Annotated in this window: 13 protein-coding genes; 9 read left to right on the top strand and 4 right to left on the bottom strand. The window is 33.4% G+C overall.

Annotated elements, in window-relative coordinates:
* Nucleotides 1-11: 11 nt before the first annotated feature.
* On the bottom strand, nucleotides 12-2831 hold the full coding sequence (locus LBV24_RS03265; protein WP_224477166.1) for a TonB-dependent receptor: 2820 nt from the start codon (nucleotides 2829-2831) through the stop codon (nucleotides 12-14).
* A gap of 354 nt (nucleotides 2832-3185) precedes the next feature.
* Between LBV24_RS03265 and LBV24_RS03260 the strand changes: the two genes are divergently transcribed.
* Nucleotides 3186-4493, top strand: a complete 1308-nt coding sequence (locus LBV24_RS03260) for an arylsulfotransferase family protein (protein WP_224477165.1) — start codon at nucleotides 3186-3188, stop codon at nucleotides 4491-4493.
* A 154-nt stretch (nucleotides 4494-4647) separates the two neighbouring features.
* Nucleotides 4648-6036, top strand: a complete 1389-nt coding sequence (locus LBV24_RS03255) for a sulfotransferase family protein (protein ID WP_224477164.1) — start codon at nucleotides 4648-4650, stop codon at nucleotides 6034-6036.
* 31 nt (nucleotides 6037-6067) lie between these two features.
* Here LBV24_RS03255 and glmS read toward each other — a convergent pair whose 3' ends face one another.
* Genes glmS through LBV24_RS03240 form a run of 3 tightly spaced genes read right to left on the bottom strand, consistent with a single transcriptional unit; the run spans nucleotide 6068 to nucleotide 10429 of the window.
* Complete coding sequence (glmS, locus tag LBV24_RS03250) at nucleotides 6068-7915, bottom strand: glutamine--fructose-6-phosphate transaminase (isomerizing) (protein WP_224477163.1); 1848 nt, start codon at nucleotides 7913-7915, stop codon at nucleotides 6068-6070.
* An 11-nt stretch (nucleotides 7916-7926) separates the two neighbouring features.
* On the bottom strand, nucleotides 7927-9609 hold the full coding sequence (locus tag LBV24_RS03245; RefSeq protein WP_224477162.1) for a DUF4270 domain-containing protein: 1683 nt from the start codon (nucleotides 9607-9609) through the stop codon (nucleotides 7927-7929).
* Nucleotides 9610-9616: 7 nt separating this feature from the next.
* The gene (locus LBV24_RS03240) at nucleotides 9617-10429 is read right to left on the bottom strand and encodes a glycogen/starch synthase (RefSeq protein ID WP_224477161.1); all 813 of its coding nucleotides are present in this window, start codon (nucleotides 10427-10429) and stop codon (nucleotides 9617-9619) included.
* A 110-nt stretch (nucleotides 10430-10539) separates the two neighbouring features.
* Here LBV24_RS03240 and panC point away from each other — a divergent pair, with 110 nt between their 5' ends.
* The 7 genes from panC to LBV24_RS03205 all read left to right on the top strand — a co-directional run.
* On the top strand, nucleotides 10540-11391 hold the full coding sequence (panC, locus tag LBV24_RS03235) for a pantoate--beta-alanine ligase (protein WP_224477160.1): 852 nt from the start codon (nucleotides 10540-10542) through the stop codon (nucleotides 11389-11391).
* A gap of 13 nt (nucleotides 11392-11404) precedes the next feature.
* Nucleotides 11405-11755 (top strand): aspartate 1-decarboxylase, encoded by a 351-nt coding sequence (gene panD / locus LBV24_RS03230; protein ID WP_224477159.1) that lies wholly within the window; start codon nucleotides 11405-11407, stop codon nucleotides 11753-11755.
* A gap of 4 nt (nucleotides 11756-11759) precedes the next feature.
* Entirely contained in the window at nucleotides 11760-12719 is a 960-nt protein-coding gene (locus LBV24_RS03225) for a lysylphosphatidylglycerol synthase transmembrane domain-containing protein (protein ID WP_224477158.1), read from the top strand.
* A gap of 43 nt (nucleotides 12720-12762) precedes the next feature.
* Complete coding sequence (locus tag LBV24_RS03220) at nucleotides 12763-13911, top strand: alpha/beta hydrolase (RefSeq protein ID WP_224477157.1); 1149 nt, start codon at nucleotides 12763-12765, stop codon at nucleotides 13909-13911.
* 77 nt (nucleotides 13912-13988) lie between these two features.
* Nucleotides 13989-15173, top strand: coding sequence for an alpha/beta hydrolase (locus tag LBV24_RS03215; protein WP_224477156.1), 1185 nt, complete (start codon nucleotides 13989-13991; stop codon nucleotides 15171-15173).
* Between the two features lie 194 nt (nucleotides 15174-15367).
* Nucleotides 15368-16726 (top strand): DNA repair protein RadA, encoded by a 1359-nt coding sequence (gene radA, locus LBV24_RS03210; RefSeq protein ID WP_224477155.1) that lies wholly within the window; start codon nucleotides 15368-15370, stop codon nucleotides 16724-16726.
* Nucleotides 16727-17032: 306 nt separating this feature from the next.
* Nucleotides 17033-19434 (top strand): LamG domain-containing protein (locus tag LBV24_RS03205; protein ID WP_224477154.1); only part of this gene is annotated, 2402 nt, incomplete at its 3' end.

Raw genomic sequence — 19434 nt, 5'->3', positions numbered from 1 at the left:
TGTCAATTTTATTATAGGTTATTGATAGTTATAGATGCGTAATACATTGACCCAATGAAACCAGTTCCAAAGGCGGTAAAGTACTCATCTTGCAATAGGTTAGTAGCACCAAGTTTTAATGTAGTTTTTAAGCTTGGTATTCTGTAATTGATTTGTGCATCTAAAACACTATATGCAGGCACTTCTCCGTCACCAAAAGAGGCTTCCCAAAAGAAATTATCACTCCATCTCCAAGAAGTATTAAAACCAAAGTTTTTAAATAACTCAGTTTTACCAAATGACACTTTTACTTTATGCTCTGGCGTGTTGAAATTTGTTCTAAAATCCGGATTAGCTTCTGTGTCAAAGTCTAACTTAGCATATGTATAGTTTGCACTTAAATCAAAACCATCAAGAACTTTAGTAGATACTTGTATAGCAGCACCGTAAGAGTTTACATTTTCGTCAGCATTAGTATAGGTCTGATATGCTTCGGCATCACCATTTGCAATTGCTGCCACAGCTAATGGTACTCCGTTAGGTAGTGTCTGAGTTAACTGCACATCACCATAAAAAGGAGAAACTACTGTTTCGTTAGCTAAGAAATCTTGGTATTGATTATAATAAGCCGAAGCATCAATAATCACACCATCTAATTTACCTCGATATCCTAATTCAAATGAAGTCACTTGCTCAGGTTTAGCTAGATTTGAATTTGCAATCTCTAAATCTGCAGGATTACCAGAATTAGCAAAATCATTTAATACAGAGTTCGCAAAAAACGAATTGTTATAGGCACCAGATGCATTAATATCTACAGACTGTTGTCCTAAAATAGTAGCTCCTACCGGGCTTAATGTTCCAGCGTTTACACTGTAGTTTCTTACATCTCTTTCTGGATTGTCCTCAGCACCTCCAACCAGTATGGCTCTACCTACATTAAGACCTATGTATAAATCTTGTGTTGTTGGATTTCTAAAACCGGTTTGGAAAGAAGCTCTAATATTATGATCTTCATTTATTGTGAAACCTGCCGACAATCTTGGTGAGAAGAAGCCATCAAAAAGTTCGTTTTTATCATAACGTAAAGACCCTGTTAATTTAAGCTCTACACTTTCTGAGAGCTCTAATGATTTTTGTAATTGTGTGTATAAACCAAATTCATCGTAATTAATTGGACCATCAACATCAGTATAAATTGTTCCAAAAGAGTTTAGGCTATATCTTCTAACCGATCCGCCAACTTGGATTTCAGCGAAATCAACAAGATCACCAAAATTGTAATTCCAATCTCCGTGATAGATTTTAGAATTATCTTGGAATTTAGAACCTGATGTTAAATCTGGGTCGTTTGTTACTCTATCAAACGCACGTTGAAACTCTGGTGTTCCAGGTAGAAAACGTCCCGTGTCTGCGGCTTGTCTCGCAGCAATATGTGCTGCTTCGTCTGTTGCGCCACCTAAGGTAGCACCTGCATAAGCAGCTACATATTCTCCAAACCATGTGTTATTATCTTTCCATGCGTTATTAATATTAATACCAGTAAACACCATATCGTATGAGTCACCTGCCTTATCCTCAGTGATATATCCTCTAACAAAGAAGTTGTCGTTTCTTATTTCTAATTTATGCTGTTGTAAGAAGAAATTTTTAATGTTGTAACGGTTAGCACCTTGATAAATAGTATTACCAGATCCAATTTTACCCACATACTGAATTTCAAAATCATTTTCCCAAGGACGGTAGTATAATCCCCAATCTGCCTTAATACTTTCAGCATTATAGTTGGTAAGCTCTCTTTCGTTATAACCGGTTCTACTTACATCTACCGAAGGCACTAAACCTGAAATTCCTGCAGGTGCTAAGCCTAAGCTCTCAAGTGTCTGTGCGACACCGTTTATATCTGTGCTCACTTCATCACCATAGACATTAATACCATCATAATCAATATCTGCTCTAGTAAGGCCGCGGTTAAGCTTATCTTCCTCGCTGGTTGCGGCCCAGTCCGTACCTTTTAAGTATCCAAAGTTCACTTTGGCTGCAAATTTTTCACTGAACTTATAGGCCATTCTTATACCTAAATCGGTATATTCATTATCGCCGGCAGCTTCTTGAGAAGTGATACCTTTTTTAACATAACCACTTATACCTTGGAAATCAAATGGATTTTTACTGCGCATAAAAAGAATACCATTAAATGCATTTGCTCCATAAAGTGCAGATGCAGCACCTGGTAATAGTTCTACGCTTAGAATGTCAGTTTCAGTCATACCAAGTAAGTTTCCTAATGGGAAGTTTAGTGCAGGAGCAGAATTATCCATTCCATCTACTAATTGCATAAAACGTGTATTTGCAAATGTTGCAAAACCTCTAGTGTTAATAGATTTAAACGTTAAACTGTTAGTGTTAATATCAACACCTTTTAAGTTTTCTAAACCATCATAGAAATCTACCGAAGCAGTATTCTTAATTTCTTTTAGACCAAATCTTTCTACTGTAACGGGTGATTCAAAAATACGTTCAGGTGTACGAGATGCTGAAATTACAACTTCATCTAATTCGTTACCTTCTACTAATGAAACATCAATTGTTTGGTTGTTTGATGTTACTTCGATAATTTGTTCCTTAAATCCAGTGTATGTTACACGGATTGAAAATGGAGGTTCTTGGTCAACCGTCAGTGTATAATTACCATCAAAATCTGATGACGTACCTGATGATGTACCTACTACTACGACATTCGCTCCGGGTAAGGGTAAGCCGGAATTGTCTGTAATTTTACCTTTTACTGTGGTCTGCGCAAAGGAAACCACACAAAAAAGCATTGCTAAAAGCTTTAAAGTTGTCTTCATTTTAGAGAATTAGTTATTTATTTAGAATAATTAGTGAGCAATTTAAATAAATATATGAAAACACAATGAGAAATTCTTAAAAAAGCCTGCACGCATAACATATTTTACAAAAATTAAGGCCATTAATTTGCAACATTCTCAATATTAGAGATTTTGGTATTAATTTTATGAATAGTAATTAACCCCAAGTTCTTACTTAAATCCTTTAGATTTTGAAGGAGTTATTAAATTATGAGTAAATAATTTTCAATTATACCAAAACGTATAAATTTGCTTTACATAGATAAATTTAAGTGGGGAATTGATTTATTCCTATTATTGAAAATTATTACCAATCAAATAAAATAATAAAGAATGAAGACAATAAGAAAATTGGCTTTAATAATTATTGGAATATTCATACTTATGATATGGAGTGGAATAGTTAGAAATGCAGCCTTAGGGCAACGTGCAGCAGGACCTTTTACAGGTGTAATTAAATCCTTTTCCGAAGTACCATCAAATATGAAAATGGCCTATAATCATTTCTTTAATGCACCAGATTATTACATAAAAACGAAAAAGAAAGATGAAGAAGATATTAATAGCCTAAGTTACGATCTATATGGTACTTACGCATATAGAAATGGTGATCAATTCAATATTGAGTTAAAAAATTTTAAGACAGATGAAATAATCAAAAATTGGGATTTACCGGTCGAAACATTATCAAATCATTATGAAGTTGGTCAAAATGATAGAATTTATCCTGCTAAACTAATGCCTAATAGAGATATTATTGCATCTTGTAATGAAAAACCAGGGTTAATTAGAATAGATTCAAGTTCAAAAGTTAAATGGTTTAATGATGAATTTATTTTTCATCATGCCATGAACTTTGATCATATTGGTAACATCTGGATACCTGGTGTGAAACATGAGGGCGGAATTATAATTCCTAAAACCTTGTCTGTGGACGGAAACAAAACTGATTACAGAGATGATCTTGTTTTAAGTGTTGATTCTAATACAGGTAAAACACTTTACAGTAAATCTATGACAGATATTTTTATAGAAAATAATCTCGAAGAATTACTTAATAAGGCCACACATGTTACTGATCCATTTCATTTAAATGATATACAGCCAGTTGTAGCAGTAGATAGCACAAAATATATTGAGAGGGGTGATGTATTCCTAAGTTTCAGACACTTATCTGCGGTAATACAATTTAGACCATCCACTGACAAAGTGATAAAGGTTATTGAAGGCCCGTTTACATTTCAGCATGATGTTGATATTATATCAGATAATTCTATAGCATTATTCAATAATAATTCAGCAGCTTGGGATGTTCATTTCAATAAAAATGAATTTAAACCAAGTAATGGGACTATTCAACGAAAAATAGTCAATTCAAATGTTCTTATTTATAACTTTGAAAGTGAATCCTTTGAGGTACTCTATGAAGAGCAATTCATTGAAAATGAAATTTATACAGGAGCTGAAGGGTTATACGAATTATTGCCCAATGGTGATTTGTTTGTTGAAGAACAAGGTTCCGGATTATTATGGGTGCTAAATAAAGATGGAGTTGTACTAAAAACCACCTTGAAAAGTGATATTGAAGGTTATCATTACCTTACAAACTGGACAACTATATATACAGACATTAATTTTTAAAATCTACCGTTATGCTTAATTATATTGGTCCAGGATTAGGACTAGGAACATTACTAATTATTATTTTTATTTCCCTTCTTGTAATATTTTCGTTTGGAGTGGTATTGTGGATACCCATTAAGCGTTTCTTTCGAAATTTATTTAAGAAAGGATAATGATTTATTTCATAATTGCAGGTGTTTCTGGAGTTACTCTGGCAACGTCTATTATAGCTTCAAGAAAGATTTTTTTTGAACTGCTCGAAGCTTCGGTGTCACTTTCAAATGAAGTACTCTCAAAAGAAGACGAGAGAATTAAACAAAAAAAATTAATAAGTGCACTAAAAAGAATTCTTATTTCATTGCTTAAGCTTTTTGGTGCGGTTGTCTTTATTGCTGGAGCAACTATCTTGCCTATTGTATTATATAGTCTTATTACTAATACAAGTTATGAAAGTCTTGATGTTAGTTCGACATGGTTTTTCATAAGTCTGTCCATAGGGAGTGTTATCCCTTTCCTTTTCAAGAAAAAGAAAAGTGATGATAATTATTCTGAGGCTTCTAAACTATTGCACAAACTAATTCTAAACAATTACAACTTATCCAAATTACTTTTTTCTTTCGATAGAAAATTTAAAAAAGGTGAGAAAATTGAAAATAAATCAGAGTTTGTTATAGTGTCTGGATTGGCTCGGGCGGGAACAACTAGTTTAACAGATCAGTTGTTTAAAGCAGGGAAATTTAGCTCCTTAGATTATTCTAACATGCCATTTCTTTTAGCACCAAATCTTTGGAAAAAAATGTACAATCCAAAGAAAGCTAAACTTAAAGAACGTAAACATGGTGATAAAATGATGTTTGGGTTAAACACTATTGAAGCATTAGAAGAATATTTTTTTAAGGTATTTCTTAATGATAGTTTTATCAGAGATTCAGTTTTAACAAAACATGAAATTAATGAGGAAGTTTATGATAAATATATAACATATCAGTCTTTAATCAGAACAGATAATTCGCATTTTTATTTGTCAAAAAACAATAATTTGATCTTGAGATATCCATCACTAAGATCATTAAACAAAGAATTTAAAGCAATCTTTTTATTTCGTAAACCTGAAGATCATGCGTATTCCTTATTAAATCAACATTTAAGATTTTCTGAATTTCAAACTGATGATGACTTTGTAGAAACTTATATGGATTGGCTTGGTCATCATGAATTTGGCTATAATCAGAAGGTTTTCAGTTTTGATGATAAACCTACTCAAATAAATTATGATAAAAATACATTAGATTATTGGTTGTCAGTTTGGTTGAATTATTATAACTATTTAATTTCTTTAGATGATACAGACTTTATTCTAATTGACTATCAAGACTATTTGTCTTACCCTAAGGAAGTACTTGTTTACTTACAGAATAAATTAAAAATGGAATTTGATTTATCAAATGTTGAGCCGTTTAAAAATAATAAAACGATTGATACCTCGGGTTGTGATAAAAACCTTTTACAAAAGACAGGTTCATTATATCAAGCATTAAAACAAAAAAAAGTGTCTTTTTAATAAGACACTTTTTTTATAAAATTTCTATTTTTCATTCTACAGTTACCGACTTGGCCAAGTTTCTTGGTTGGTCAACATTTTTATCTAACATGACTGCGATATGATATGACAATAATTGAAGTGGAATTGTGGTTAATAAAGGAGTCAAACATTCCAGAGTCTCAGGAACTTCAATAACGTGGTCTGCCAATTCTTTGACACTTTTATCGCCTTTTGTAACGATACCTATTATTTTGCCTTTTCTAGATTTAATTTCCTGTATGTTACTAACCACCTTTTCATAATGTCCTTTTTTAGTTGCTATAACAACAACAGGCATTTGCTCATCTATTAATGCAATTGGGCCATGTTTCATTTCTGCAGCAGGATAACCCTCTGCATGTATATACGAAATCTCCTTCAACTTTAAGGCACCTTCAAGTGCGACTGGGAAATTAAACCCTCTACCTAAATAAAGAAAATTTGTCGCATCTTTATAAATATCAGCAATGGTTTGTACATAGCCATCCGATTTCAAAGCTTCTTCTACTTTTGCAGGTATTGTTTCTAATTCTATTAAATGATGCCTGAATTCTGAACTTGTAATTGTTCCTTTAGCTCTTGCAAGTCTCAATGCCATGAGACTTAGTACAGTAATTTGGGTTGTAAATGCCTTTGTAGATGCGACTCCAATTTCTGGACCAGCATGTGTATACGCACCAGCGTTAGTTTCTCTAGCAATAGAAGAACCAACCACATTACATACTCCAAAAACAAAAGCGCCTTTTGATTTTGCTAATTTTATGGCCGCCAAAGTATCTGCTGTCTCACCAGATTGTGAAATTGCAATAACAATATCATTTTCTGTGATTACAGGGTTTCGATATCTGAATTCAGAGGCATATTCTACCTCAACAGGTATTCTTGCAAGATCTTCAAAAATATATTCAGCTACCAAGCCAGCATGCCAGGAAGTACCACATGCTACAATGATAATACGATCCGCAGCAAGGAACTTTTTCATATTATCCTCAACACCTGCCATTTTTATAATAGCTTGATTGGTTAACAATCTTCCCCTAAAAGTGTCTCTTATAGCTTCTGGTTGCTCATAAATCTCTTTAAGCATGAAGTGGTCAAATCCACCCTTCTCAATTTGTTCCAAGTTTAATTGCAATTCTTGCATATATGGATCAACTAAGGCATCATCCTTAATTTTTCTGACCTTAACTCCTTTGTTTCTTCGAATTATCGCCATTTCTTCATCTTCTAAATAAATAGCGTTTTTTGTATATTCAATAAAGGGTGAAGCGTCACTTGCAATAAAAAATTCATCTTCACCAATACCAATAGCCAATGGACTTCCTAATCTAGCAACGACTATTTCGTTTGGTTTGTTCTTGTCGAAAACTGCAATTGCATATGCGCCTACAACTTGATTTAAGGCAATTTGAACTGCCTTTCCAAGTTTGGTGTCTTCATTTTTTTTAACATCTTCGATAAGGTTGACAAGAACTTCAGTATCTGTATCAGACTTGAATGTATAACCACGTTTGCTCAACTCTTTTTTTAAGGCATCATAATTTTCGATAATACCATTATGAATTATAACTAAATCACCAGAGTTGGAATAGTGAGGATGGGAATTTACATCATTTGGTACTCCGTGAGTTGCCCAACGAGTATGTCCAATGCCTAGACTACCAGATGTAGAAATCTCATCTTCTAATTTATTTTTTAAATCAGAGACTTTTCCCTTGGTTTTTGATAATTTGATGTTGGTTCCGTCATATAGTGCAATACCTGCACTATCATAGCCTCGATATTCTAATCGTTGAAGTCCTTTAATTACAATTGGGTAGGCCTCTCTATGGCCAATATACCCTACAATTCCACACATAGGTTAAAGATTTAGTTATTTGGTTCAGTATAGTATATTTCTAAATATACTTTTTTGGTTTCATCTTCAGTGTTATTACCATGTAATATGGTACCACGTGGAGTAATGACAGAACTAAGAGGTGAGGTTAAATCTTCATCAGATGAGATTACTTGTCGTTGAGCAAAATTTTCTTCTAAATTCACATTGAGTGTTGTTGACAAACCCAATTCCACATTAGTAGAATCTCTCAAAAGTAAATTATTAATATGCTCAGTAATTTCTAATTTGTATTTAATGCCCTCTCCGTCAGGTTCATCGTCAACACGAACAAGTGGACCTAAATGGTTAACAACTGAAAGCGAAGGTATTGCATTTACTATTCCATCTAAAAAATAATCTACCAACGGTGTCTTATTCTCTATATCATACACATAAAGGCGATTTGGTTCGTTGCCTTCAACTAGGTCTTGATCTACATAAAAGACCAAATTAGCTTCATTTACCAACCGTTTTGATTTAACAAATTTACCTTCTTCGTCGGTCTCAACGAAATCATTTTTCCATGTTTCAAAAGCATTAAAGGTGTCATCATCATCATCTAAATCAGCACCTTCAAAAAACTTCAATTTGGCAATAGAGCCATCGCCACCTTTTACATAAAGTCTGCTGTCACCATTGACCTCATCTCCATCTGCTAATGTTAAGTTGAAATCGTTTTCAATAAAGCTCACTCTATTCGGTCCGAAGGTCAATTGGAAAGTTGATTGCTCAGTAGTCTCTTCACTATCTTCATCTGCATTTTCATTATCTCTGGTATAATACAAGGTGATATTTGAAGATACAGTACCAACATTTAGAATTATAAAACTTCCTTCATCATTAATTGGTTCAGCTTTGAAATATATTCCCCTAAAATATTCAGCTAAGTTATTTTGACTACTTAAAACCGCTTCACCTTCTTGATCTAAAATTTTCTCTTGCCAAAAATCTGGTTTTAAAACAAGTCTAATTCCAGGTAATAAGGTTTGAATTACTTGAGGATCTTCATCTTCATCATCTTCAGTGTCTGGCTCAGTCAGTGTATAAACCTCATTTGAAATTGTAACAATATTTTCTGTATTAACGGTTCCATCCTCGTTTAGGTATTCGATTGGTGTTCCCTCAAGAAGTGCCTCTGATATAGGTGAAGAATCAGCAATGGTCTTATTTGAAAAATAAGATTCAGACTCATTAAAATCTCCATCTGGCACAAAATCTCTTAAGAAGTAATCGCTTTCAAAAAGACTAAGTTTAATAGGCTTATCGCCTATCACAGAATCCAATTCGTAAATCAGTTCACCTTCATCATCAAATTCGGTTGCACTCGAAAAAAACGGGATATACATTACCACAGAATCTAAAACTACATTTTCTCCAAATATTGGAGAAAAAGAAGAAGGGGTAACCTGAGTAACAAAACTAGCTGTTGATCTGCCATAAACATCGTCATAAATTCCTATGGAATTTATTCCTAAACCATCAGATTGTACTGGCCCAAGGCGCTTTGAATAGGCTATAATATCGAAACTATCTTTCTTAATAGTAAAATCTGTTGCAACGTCTGAATTTACAACATCAGAATCTAGATTAGCAAAATCTTTATCACAAGCAATAAAGGATATAAATACTAAGCTAAATGTAAATAATTGGATGGCAATTCTATATTTTTTCATAAGTATATTAACCGTTGAGGACAGTATTTGAATAAAACTCTGTGTATGGGTCTGCAAATTCTTCAAGTGAATGGTATTCTAAAACTGGTTTTTCTAAGCCATTTAAGTAATCATCTAATTCAGAGGGTAATATTTCAGAGCCTCTTATTACAGCATCAGAATTATCAATTGCCACTTTCATTAGACTAACATAATCAGGGTTACTTAAAGGTTTTATAGCCTCAGCATCTAATCCATCAAAATCCACTTTTTTTATCATGTCTTTGTTTAACGTACCATCAAAGTTTTGATTGTATACAGATGTAACTATTTTACTTTCTGTAAATAATGGTTCGGTTTTATAATATTCTCTTAAATAAAGAGGTAATAGGGATGCTAACCAACCATTAACATGTATAATATCTGGAGCCCAGTTAAGTTTTTTAACTGTTTCTATGACACCTTTTGCAAAAAATATTGCACGTTCATCATTGTCTGGGAAAAGGTTGCCATCTTCATCAGTCAATGTAGCTTTACGTTTAAAATACTCCTCGTTGTCTATAAAATAAACTTGTATTCTTTCTTTTGGAATTGAGGCTACTTTAATAATCAGAGGCATATCTAAATCATTAATCACTAGATTTATACCAGATAACCTGATCACTTCATGCAACTGATGTCTTCTTTCATTAATATTGCCAAAACGAGGCATAAATATTCGTATTTGGCCTCCTTGCTTATTTACCATTCTAGGTGCTTCAAACGACATAGAAGAAATTTCTGTTTCTGGTAAATACGGAACTACTTCCGAGGACACATACAATATTCGTTTATCTTTCATAAATCAGTTGCTTTTAAAAATTAAAAGTAAAAAACATGCAAAATTACAAAATTTTGTGCAGATTGCCAGTAAAATATTAAGTTTGCACGCGTTAAATTTTACAAAGAGAATTGAAAATTTATCATAAAAAAAATAAGTTGTCAACTCATATCGGTGAGTTAAAAGAAAAGGATAAGACCATTGGTTTGGTTCCTACAATGGGCGCACTTCATGAAGGACATCTTTCATTGGTCGAAAAGGCATTAAGTCAAAATGACATTGTTGTTGTCTCAATTTTTGTAAATCCGACACAATTTGACAATAAAGAAGATCTTGTAAAATACCCAAGAACACTTCAAAAAGATGTTGCTCTTTTAAGCACTGTTAGCGAGAAGAAAATAATTGTTTACGCACCAAATGCTGAAGATATTTATGGGCAAAAAGTAACGTCAGATACTTTTACTTTTGATGGTCTTGAAAATGAAATGGAAGGTGCTTTCAGAGATGGTCATTTTGATGGCGTAGGTACTATAGTGAAGCGCTTGTTTGAAATTGTTAAACCTCATAATACTTACTTTGGTGAAAAAGATTATCAGCAATTGCAAATAATCAAAAAATTGGTGGAATTACATGATATACCAGTTCAGGTAATAGGTTGTTCAATTCACAGAACAGATGATGGTTTGGCAATGAGCTCGAGAAATACAAGATTAACAAATCATCATAGAGAAGTGGCGCCGTTTATATACAGAACTTTAAAATCTGCCAAAATACAGTTTGGCACAAAAAGTGCTAAAAAAGTTACGGAATGGGTTGAAAAGCAATTTAAAATGCAACCGTTGTTAAAATTAGAATATTTCACAATTGCAGATACTTCAACCTTAAAACCAGTAAAAAGAAAGTCAAAAGAAAAAACGTATAGAGCGTTTATTGCAGTTTATGCAGGCGATATAAGATTAATAGACAATATCGCTTTAAATTAATTATTTTTGCCTCATGCAAATTCAAGTTGTCAAATCTAAAATTCATCGTGTAAAATGTACAGGTGCGGATCTTAATTATATTGGTAGTATAACTATTGATGAAGATTTAATGGATGCAGCAAACATTATACAGGGAGAAAAGGTTCAAATTGTAAATAATAACAATGGTGAACGTTTAGAAACCTACTGTATACCAGGACCACGTAATACTGGGGAAATAACTTTAAATGGTGCTGCGGCAAGAAAAGTCGCGGTTGGTGATATTTTAATATTAATCACTTATGCATTTATGGATATAGAAGAAGCCAAAGTTTTTAAACCATCTTTGGTATTTCCGGATGAAGAAACCAATCTTCTAAAGTAATCTTTTGAGTAAAACAAAGCCAATTCTAAAAATTGTATTGCCACTTTTGTTGGGTATATTATTGGTTTGGTATTCGTTATCTCAAATATCAATTTCTACATTAGTTCAATATTTTAAGAATGCTAACTACCTTTGGATTTTTCTAGGGGTTTTTTTGGGTATACTTAGTCATACATCTCGTGCTTACAGATGGCTGTTTATGGCAGAACCTTTGGGATATAAACCAAAACTTGCCAATAGCTTTATGGCAGTGTATTCTGCATATCTCATAAACTTTACTATACCTAGAGCAGGAGAAATTGCAAGAGCTTCAATATTAACCAATTATGAAAATGTCCCATTTGAAAAAGGATTTGGGACAATAGTTGCAGAACGTGTGGCAGACACAATAATGCTACTTATTATAATTGCTGTTGCACTTTTTTTAGAATTTGAATTTATATTCAATTTTTTTGTTGAAAAATTCCGTCCTCAAACGCTCATTATTGGTCTCCTTATTTTGCTATTGATGATTGCCTTGATATTAGGCTTTGTAAAAAGGAGCAAATCTAGTTTTGCCATAAAAATAAAATCCTTCATAAATGGATTGATTGAAGGAGCTCTGAGCATTTTTAAAATGAAGCGTAAGTGGTCTTTCATTTTTCATACTGTATTCATTTGGATGATGTATCTATTGATGTTTTATGTTACTACTTTATCCTTGCCAGATTTAGAAGGGATATCCTTAGCACCTGTATTGATTGGATTTATTCTAGCCAGTTTCAGTATCGCTGCGACAAATGGTGGAATCGGCTCATTTCCTGAAGCAATTGTAATTGCATTTTTACTTTTTAGTTTGCCAGAAGATCCGAGCAGAGCATTCGGCTGGATTATGTGGTCTTCACAAACCATTGTGATTATTATTTTAGGAGGAATTTCATTACTATATCTACCTATCTACAATAGAAAGAAACGCGCTGTTTAGAAATATTTTTTACCTTGCTTTAACTTTATAAGTCAATCTACCAATGAAGAATTTATATACTTTACTCTTAATTATTTTTTCAGTATGTATCACTAATTCACAAGCACTTTATGAAACTATTGAGTCAAAAAAGTTAGATGGATCGAGGGAACTGAAAATACAGTTACCAAGAAATTATGATCCTGAAAGTAAAAGATCCTATCCTTTAGTTATTGTACTTGACGGTGATTATCTATTTGAGCCCGTTGCAGGGAATATAGACTATCAGGCCTATTGGGAAGATATACCTGATTGTATTGTTGTAGGCGTGAAACAAGGAAATACTCGAGAGGATGATTTTTATTATGACGAAGACAACTTTTTACCCATTGCAGAAGGCGCAAATTTCTATGAATTTTTAGCATCAGAATTAATACCATTTATAGAAAATAATTATTCAGCTTCTAATTATAGAATTATAGCTGGTCATGATTTAGGAGCGAATTTCATCAATTACTATTTATTTAAGGATAAACCAATTTTTCGAGCCTTCATTGCTTTAAGTCCGGATTTAGCTCCGAAAATGGCAGATAGATTAAAAGAGAGATTGGCCCTAATAGAACAAGAATCTTTTTATTATATGGCAACTGCTGATGCCGATATTAGATTTCTCCGCAATTCAATTATTGAATGCGATGCAAAACTAAAATTAGTAGAAAATGAAAAGCTTCAATATAAGTTTGATGATTTTGAAGATGCCAATCATTATTCCTTAGTAGGAAGAGGTATACCTAAGGCCTTAAACGAAATATTTGCATTATATAAACCTATAAACGGTAAAGAGTATAATGAAAAAATAATTCCATTTGAAGGTTCTCCCTTTGAATATCTGACCAAAAAATATGAGGATATTGAATATTTCTATGGGTTTGAGAAAAAATTGATAGAAAATGATATTAGAGCAATAGCTTCTGCATCTAACAAAAAAAATGATTTAGAGTCGCTGGAGAATTTAGCAAAGTTGGTAAAGAAGGAATACCCAAATTCAATGCTAAGTGCGTACTATATGGGTATGTTTCATGAGAAAGAAGGAAACTATAAAAGAGCATTGTTGCGCTACAAGGCAGGTTTGTTACTAGAGCCATCTCAGTATATTGATAAAGAAATAATGCTAGATAAAATGTATGACGCCCAAGATGCTTTAAAAAATTAATGCATTTCATCGAAAAAAATTTACAGATTACCGATTAATTAGTATGTTTGGTAGACCAAAACTAAACCTACTTATTAATGAAGAAGACTATTCTAATAGTTTTATTGAATGCCTTTTTGTGTCAGCTATTCGCTCAAATTACTTATGACGAAATTGCATCTTCAAAACTAAATGCAGTTAGGCAATTAAAAATCAAACTTCCGAATGATTATAATCCTGATTCCGAGATAATACATCCATTAATTATTGTATTTGACGGAGATTATTTATTTGAACCAGTAGTTGGTCAACTTCAATTTCAGACCTATTTTGATGATATGCCAAGCTCCATTGTTGTTGGTGTTGTGCAAGCAAACGAACGTTTTTATGATGGATATTGTGATGAGGTTACAGGATTGCCAAAGGAATCCGGACTTCGTTTTCATGAGTTTGTTGCAGATGAGCTAATTCCTTATTTAGACAGTGAATATAAGACTAGTAAATTTAAAGTCGCAGTAGGTCATGACCTTATGGGAAATTTTATTAATTCCTATTTATTCAAAGAAGATCCATTATTTGATGCTTATGTATGTTTAAGTCCAGATTTGTCTGGCACAGTTAAGGATTACTTAGGTGAACGATTAGAATTTTTCAAAGATGACATTTTCTATTACATGGCAACTTCAGACAAGGATTTACCTGGTATAAGAGACGCTGTGATTGACGCAGATGGTCAAATATCACAGGTTAATAATCAATACTTAACCTATTACTTTGACGATTTTAAGAATGACACTCACTACACTTTGGTAACAAGTGCCATTGCAAGATCTTTTGATAAAATATTTGAGTTATATAAACCTCTAAGAGAAAAAGAACTTGAAGAAAAAGTTTTGCCTTACGAAGGCACATTAGACAAGTACTTGGTAGATAGATACAAGAGGATTGAAGATTTATTTGGGATTAAAAAACCAATTACTGAAGAAGAATTTGATAAGGTTGTTAAAATAGCGGAGCAACGTGAAGATTTAGAATCACTTGAGAAAATTGGGAAATTGGCCAAGAAGTTAGACCCAGAATCTCTTTTAGGAACATATTATCTAGCACAATATGCTGAGAAAGTTGGTAAAACTAAAAAGGCCAAAAAGCTATATGAATCAGCATTAACATTAGAGGATGTTAGCCATATAAATAGAGAATTCATTTTTTCGAAAATTGATGAATTAACAGTTGTAGATACAGATAATGATGAAGGAGAGGAGGAGGATGATGAAGACAACTAAAAAAAGAACACCATCAACAGACTATTTTTTCGAAGCTCTTTATGATAAAATCAAGCTATTTATATCGACAAAACTTACATCAAAAATCGCTACTATAAAAATTCTCACAATTATAAATTGGTTTAAAGACATCAACTAAATTTATCTTAATTTAGCCATGCTTTTATCTAAAGCACAGATCATCCAATATTTAAATGGCTAAAGTAAAAACAACTTTTTTTTGTCAAAACTGTGGTAGTCAGTTTGCTAAATGGCAAGGACAATGCACCTCTTGTAAAGAATGGAATACAATTGCGGAAGAGGTCATACAAAAACCTGAAAAAAGCAATTGGAAAACACAGAGTCAGGCTGGTACTAGAATTTCAAAACCATTAAAAATAAATGAAATTGATACGTCTCAAGAAGCAAGATTAGATTTACAAGACAATGAATTTAATAGAGTTTTAGGAGGTGGTATGGTAAATGGTTCCTTAACACTCTTAGGTGGAGAACCAGGGATTGGTAAGAGTACTTTATTACTCCAAATTGCCCTAAATATAAATTATAAAACACTCTATGTCTCAGGAGAAGAAAGTCAGCGACAAATTAAAATGCGTGCAGAACGCGTTAATCCTAGTAGCGAGAGCTGTTATATTTTAACTGAGACAAAAACCCAGAATATATTTAAGCAAATTGAAAGCCTAAAACCTGAAATTGTAATTATAGATTCTATTCAAACGTTACATAGTGATTTTATTGAATCCTCAGCAGGAAGTATTTCTCAGATTAAAGAGTGTACAACTGAACTAATTAAATTCGCAAAGGAAACGGCAACACCTGTTTTATTAATTGGCCATATTACAAAGGATGGTCATATTGCCGGTCCAAAGATTTTAGAGCATATGGTAGATACTGTTTTGCAGTTTGAAGGTGATAGAAATCATGTGTTTAGAGTATTAAGGGCTAACAAAAATAGATTTGGATCAACAAATGAATTAGGAATTTATGAAATGCAGGGTTCTGGTTTAAGGGAAGTTTCTAATCCTTCTGAAATTCTAATTTCTGAAAAAGATGGAGAATTATCTGGAAATGCTGTTGCTGCGACGTTAGAAGGTTTAAGGCCGTTAATGATTGAAGTCCAAGCTTTGGTTAGCACAGCTGTTTATGGTACACCACAGAGATCTGCCACAGGATTTAATGCAAAACGGCTTAATATGATATTAGCTATTTTAGAAAAGCGTGCTGGTTTCAGATTGGGAGCAAAAGACGTGTTTTTAAATATAACTGGAGGAATAACCGTTGATGATCCAGCGATAGATTTGGCGGTTGTAGCTGCCATATTATCAAGTAATGAAGATATGGCTTTACCAAGTGACTTTTGTTTTGCAGCAGAGGTTGGTTTATCGGGTGAGATAAGGCCAGTTCAGCGAGTCGAACAACGTATATTAGAAGCAGAAAAATTAGGTTTTAGTACGATTTTCATTTCAAAGTATAGTAAAATTTCAATTAAGAATACATTAATTGTAGTTCAAAAGGTGTCAAAGATTGAAGATATAATCCATCATTTAACCTAGAATCCTTGAAAACACTAGGTTTTTCAACGATTTTTTTCAGCCTTTCAACTTTTTTCGAATAACACTTTATCGTATAAATAATACGTTTTATCGAAAAAAAATAGCACTTTTCTTGCTTACCAAATTACATTTTGTTACTATTGTATGTATAAGTCGTTGTTTTAAAGAGATTTAAATAACGTCTTTTTTCCCTCTCGCTTTTACCTCCATTGACAAAGAAATAATTTTAGTTCATCATGTTAGATGTGACTCATGTGTGTTATATGTGTCTTATAACTACCCATGAATCTATTTTATTGAATAATTATGAAAACGAAAATTGTTTTTTACTCCTTGTTAACAATGTTAATGACATTTTCATTGTCGGCGCAAAGATCTCCTGTAGATATAGTCGTAAAATGGAGTAGTACCTCATTTAATGGTAAGGTTGAAATCTATAACCCGGCAAATGACCTCATAGCTACAATTTGTGATGATAATCAATGTTACACTGGTACTCTTGATGGTGTTACAGATCAATATGGCTCAAGGTACGATTTAGGTTGTGTAACTAATGGAAATAATTATTATATAAAATTGTACGATTTTAGAGGAAGTGGTTGGGCAAGTGGGTATGTTTCAGTAAATGTTGCAGGTACTCAAGTAATATACGATACTGGCTCATTGGCAAATACATCTGGTCACCAAATCAATTTTAATGTTAGTGGTGGAGATGCAAGTTGTACATCTCAATTGGATACGGACCAAGACGGTTTAGCTGATTATTTGGATTATGACGATGATGGAGATGGCATAAGTGATGGAGTTGAAAATATAGGTGAAGATAGATTTGAATGTACCTTACCAGAATTAGCTTTTGAAAATGGGGTTTATGATCCAGCTGCAAGTTCAGGACCTATCGATACGGTAGGAGCTGTATATCGTTTTGGAAATGCTATACAAGGTTTTGATGTATTAATGGAAATTACTGAGATGACAGGAGCAATAATTTCTGATATTGATGATGATACCGTCGACAATCCAACATATTTACAAACTGAAATAACTTTTACTGGTATAGGTACACCAGGCGTAACATTTGAATTTACTATTGTTAACGCTGGGACAACTACACCATCAACCGAAATTTTCAGAGTTAATGGAATTACTTGGGATTGTGACGGTGGAGGAAGTCTCAAAGAGTCTGTTAAGTATATAAACCCTGCAGCATATGGTACTGAGAATCCTACCTCTTTAGAAACTTCTGTAATAGGTAGTGATGTTCAAATAAGCGCTTCTGGTTTGCAAGAGGGGCCAGGTTTTTCAACATTAAAAGTGCTAAGGGCCTATTATCAATTTATTGGTAATTCTTTTAGTATGAGAATGCAGGCAATAAAGACATCAACTGGCAATAGATTAAGACAATTTGGTATGTCTTTTACGCAATGTGAGTTCTTGGATTTTAATGCTGATGCACTGGTTATTATCAGTGGTGAAGATTTTGACGGTGATGGTAAATTTAATCACTTAGATATTGACAGCGACAATGATGGCATACCTGATAATGTTGAGGCTCAAACTTCAATAGGTTATGTTATTCCAAGTGGTACTAATGATAGTAAAAGTGGTATAGACTTAGTATATGGTAAAGGATTAACACCTATAGATTCTGATGGTGATAAAGTACCGGACAACTTAGATTTAGATACAGACAATGACGGCTTGCTCGACATTGAGGAAAACGGAATGGCTAGTTCTATTGTCGTTTTTTCAGATTCTGATAACGACGGTTTAGATTTACTATTTGAAGGCGGCAACATCAACGACCCGTTGGACGTCAACGACGAGATCAATAGTCCAGAATCTTCCATACTTCCTGATACGGACGGTGATTTATATATTGGTGGTGACCTTGATTATAGAGATGATTTAGATGTGTATTTTGAGTCAGCTACAATAGATTTCGATGGTAGTGACGATTATTTAAGTGGAGATGCGCTTATAGATGGTTTAGGTGAAATTACCGTCATGGCTTGGGTGAAAATAGACAATACTAATAATCTTAATAGCACAATATTAGGAGAAGGCGATGCTTTAAGATTTTTTACAGTTGATGGAAATAATGTGAAACTATCTATGCGCACCAATACTGGCGTTCTATTGGGGTTTAGTGGAGTAGATATTAATTTTGAAGAGTGGCATCATGTGGCTGCCACATTTAATAATGTAACGGGTACTTATAGCTTTTATATAGATGGAGAGTTAAAGAATGAGCAGACCAATTCAAGTTTAATTGGTAATACTCTTGAGCCTTCAGGAATTTGGAATGGAAAATTTGAATTAGGTAGACGCTCCATGAATTACACAAATATGCATTATTTTGCAGGCAATATTGATGAGGTACGAGTATTTAGCAAGGCACTAATCGCAGAGCAGCTGCAGCAGATGGTTTATCAGGAGATTGAGAACAATGGAGGTCTGGTTAAAGGAAAAGTAGTTCCAAAGCCTATTGAGGATACAAAAACCTTGCAAACAGTTGCTTGGACAGATTTGTTGGCCTATTATCCAATGACCGATATAAAGAACAGCACAACCTTAGATTATTCAGACAATAATAGATCACTTACGCTTAAAAACATAAACACGTTACAGGACCAGACTGCACCTATGCCTTACGAGACGGTAGCTGACGGTGACTGGAGCAGCGAGTCCACGTGGCTATACGGCAA

This window comes from Winogradskyella vincentii (genome assembly GCF_020166345.1).
GTDB classification, from domain to species: Bacteria; Bacteroidota; Bacteroidia; order Flavobacteriales; family Flavobacteriaceae; genus Winogradskyella; species Winogradskyella vincentii.
Note: the sequence above shows the minus strand (reverse complement) of the source record. Positions and strands in the feature narration are given on the sequence as shown.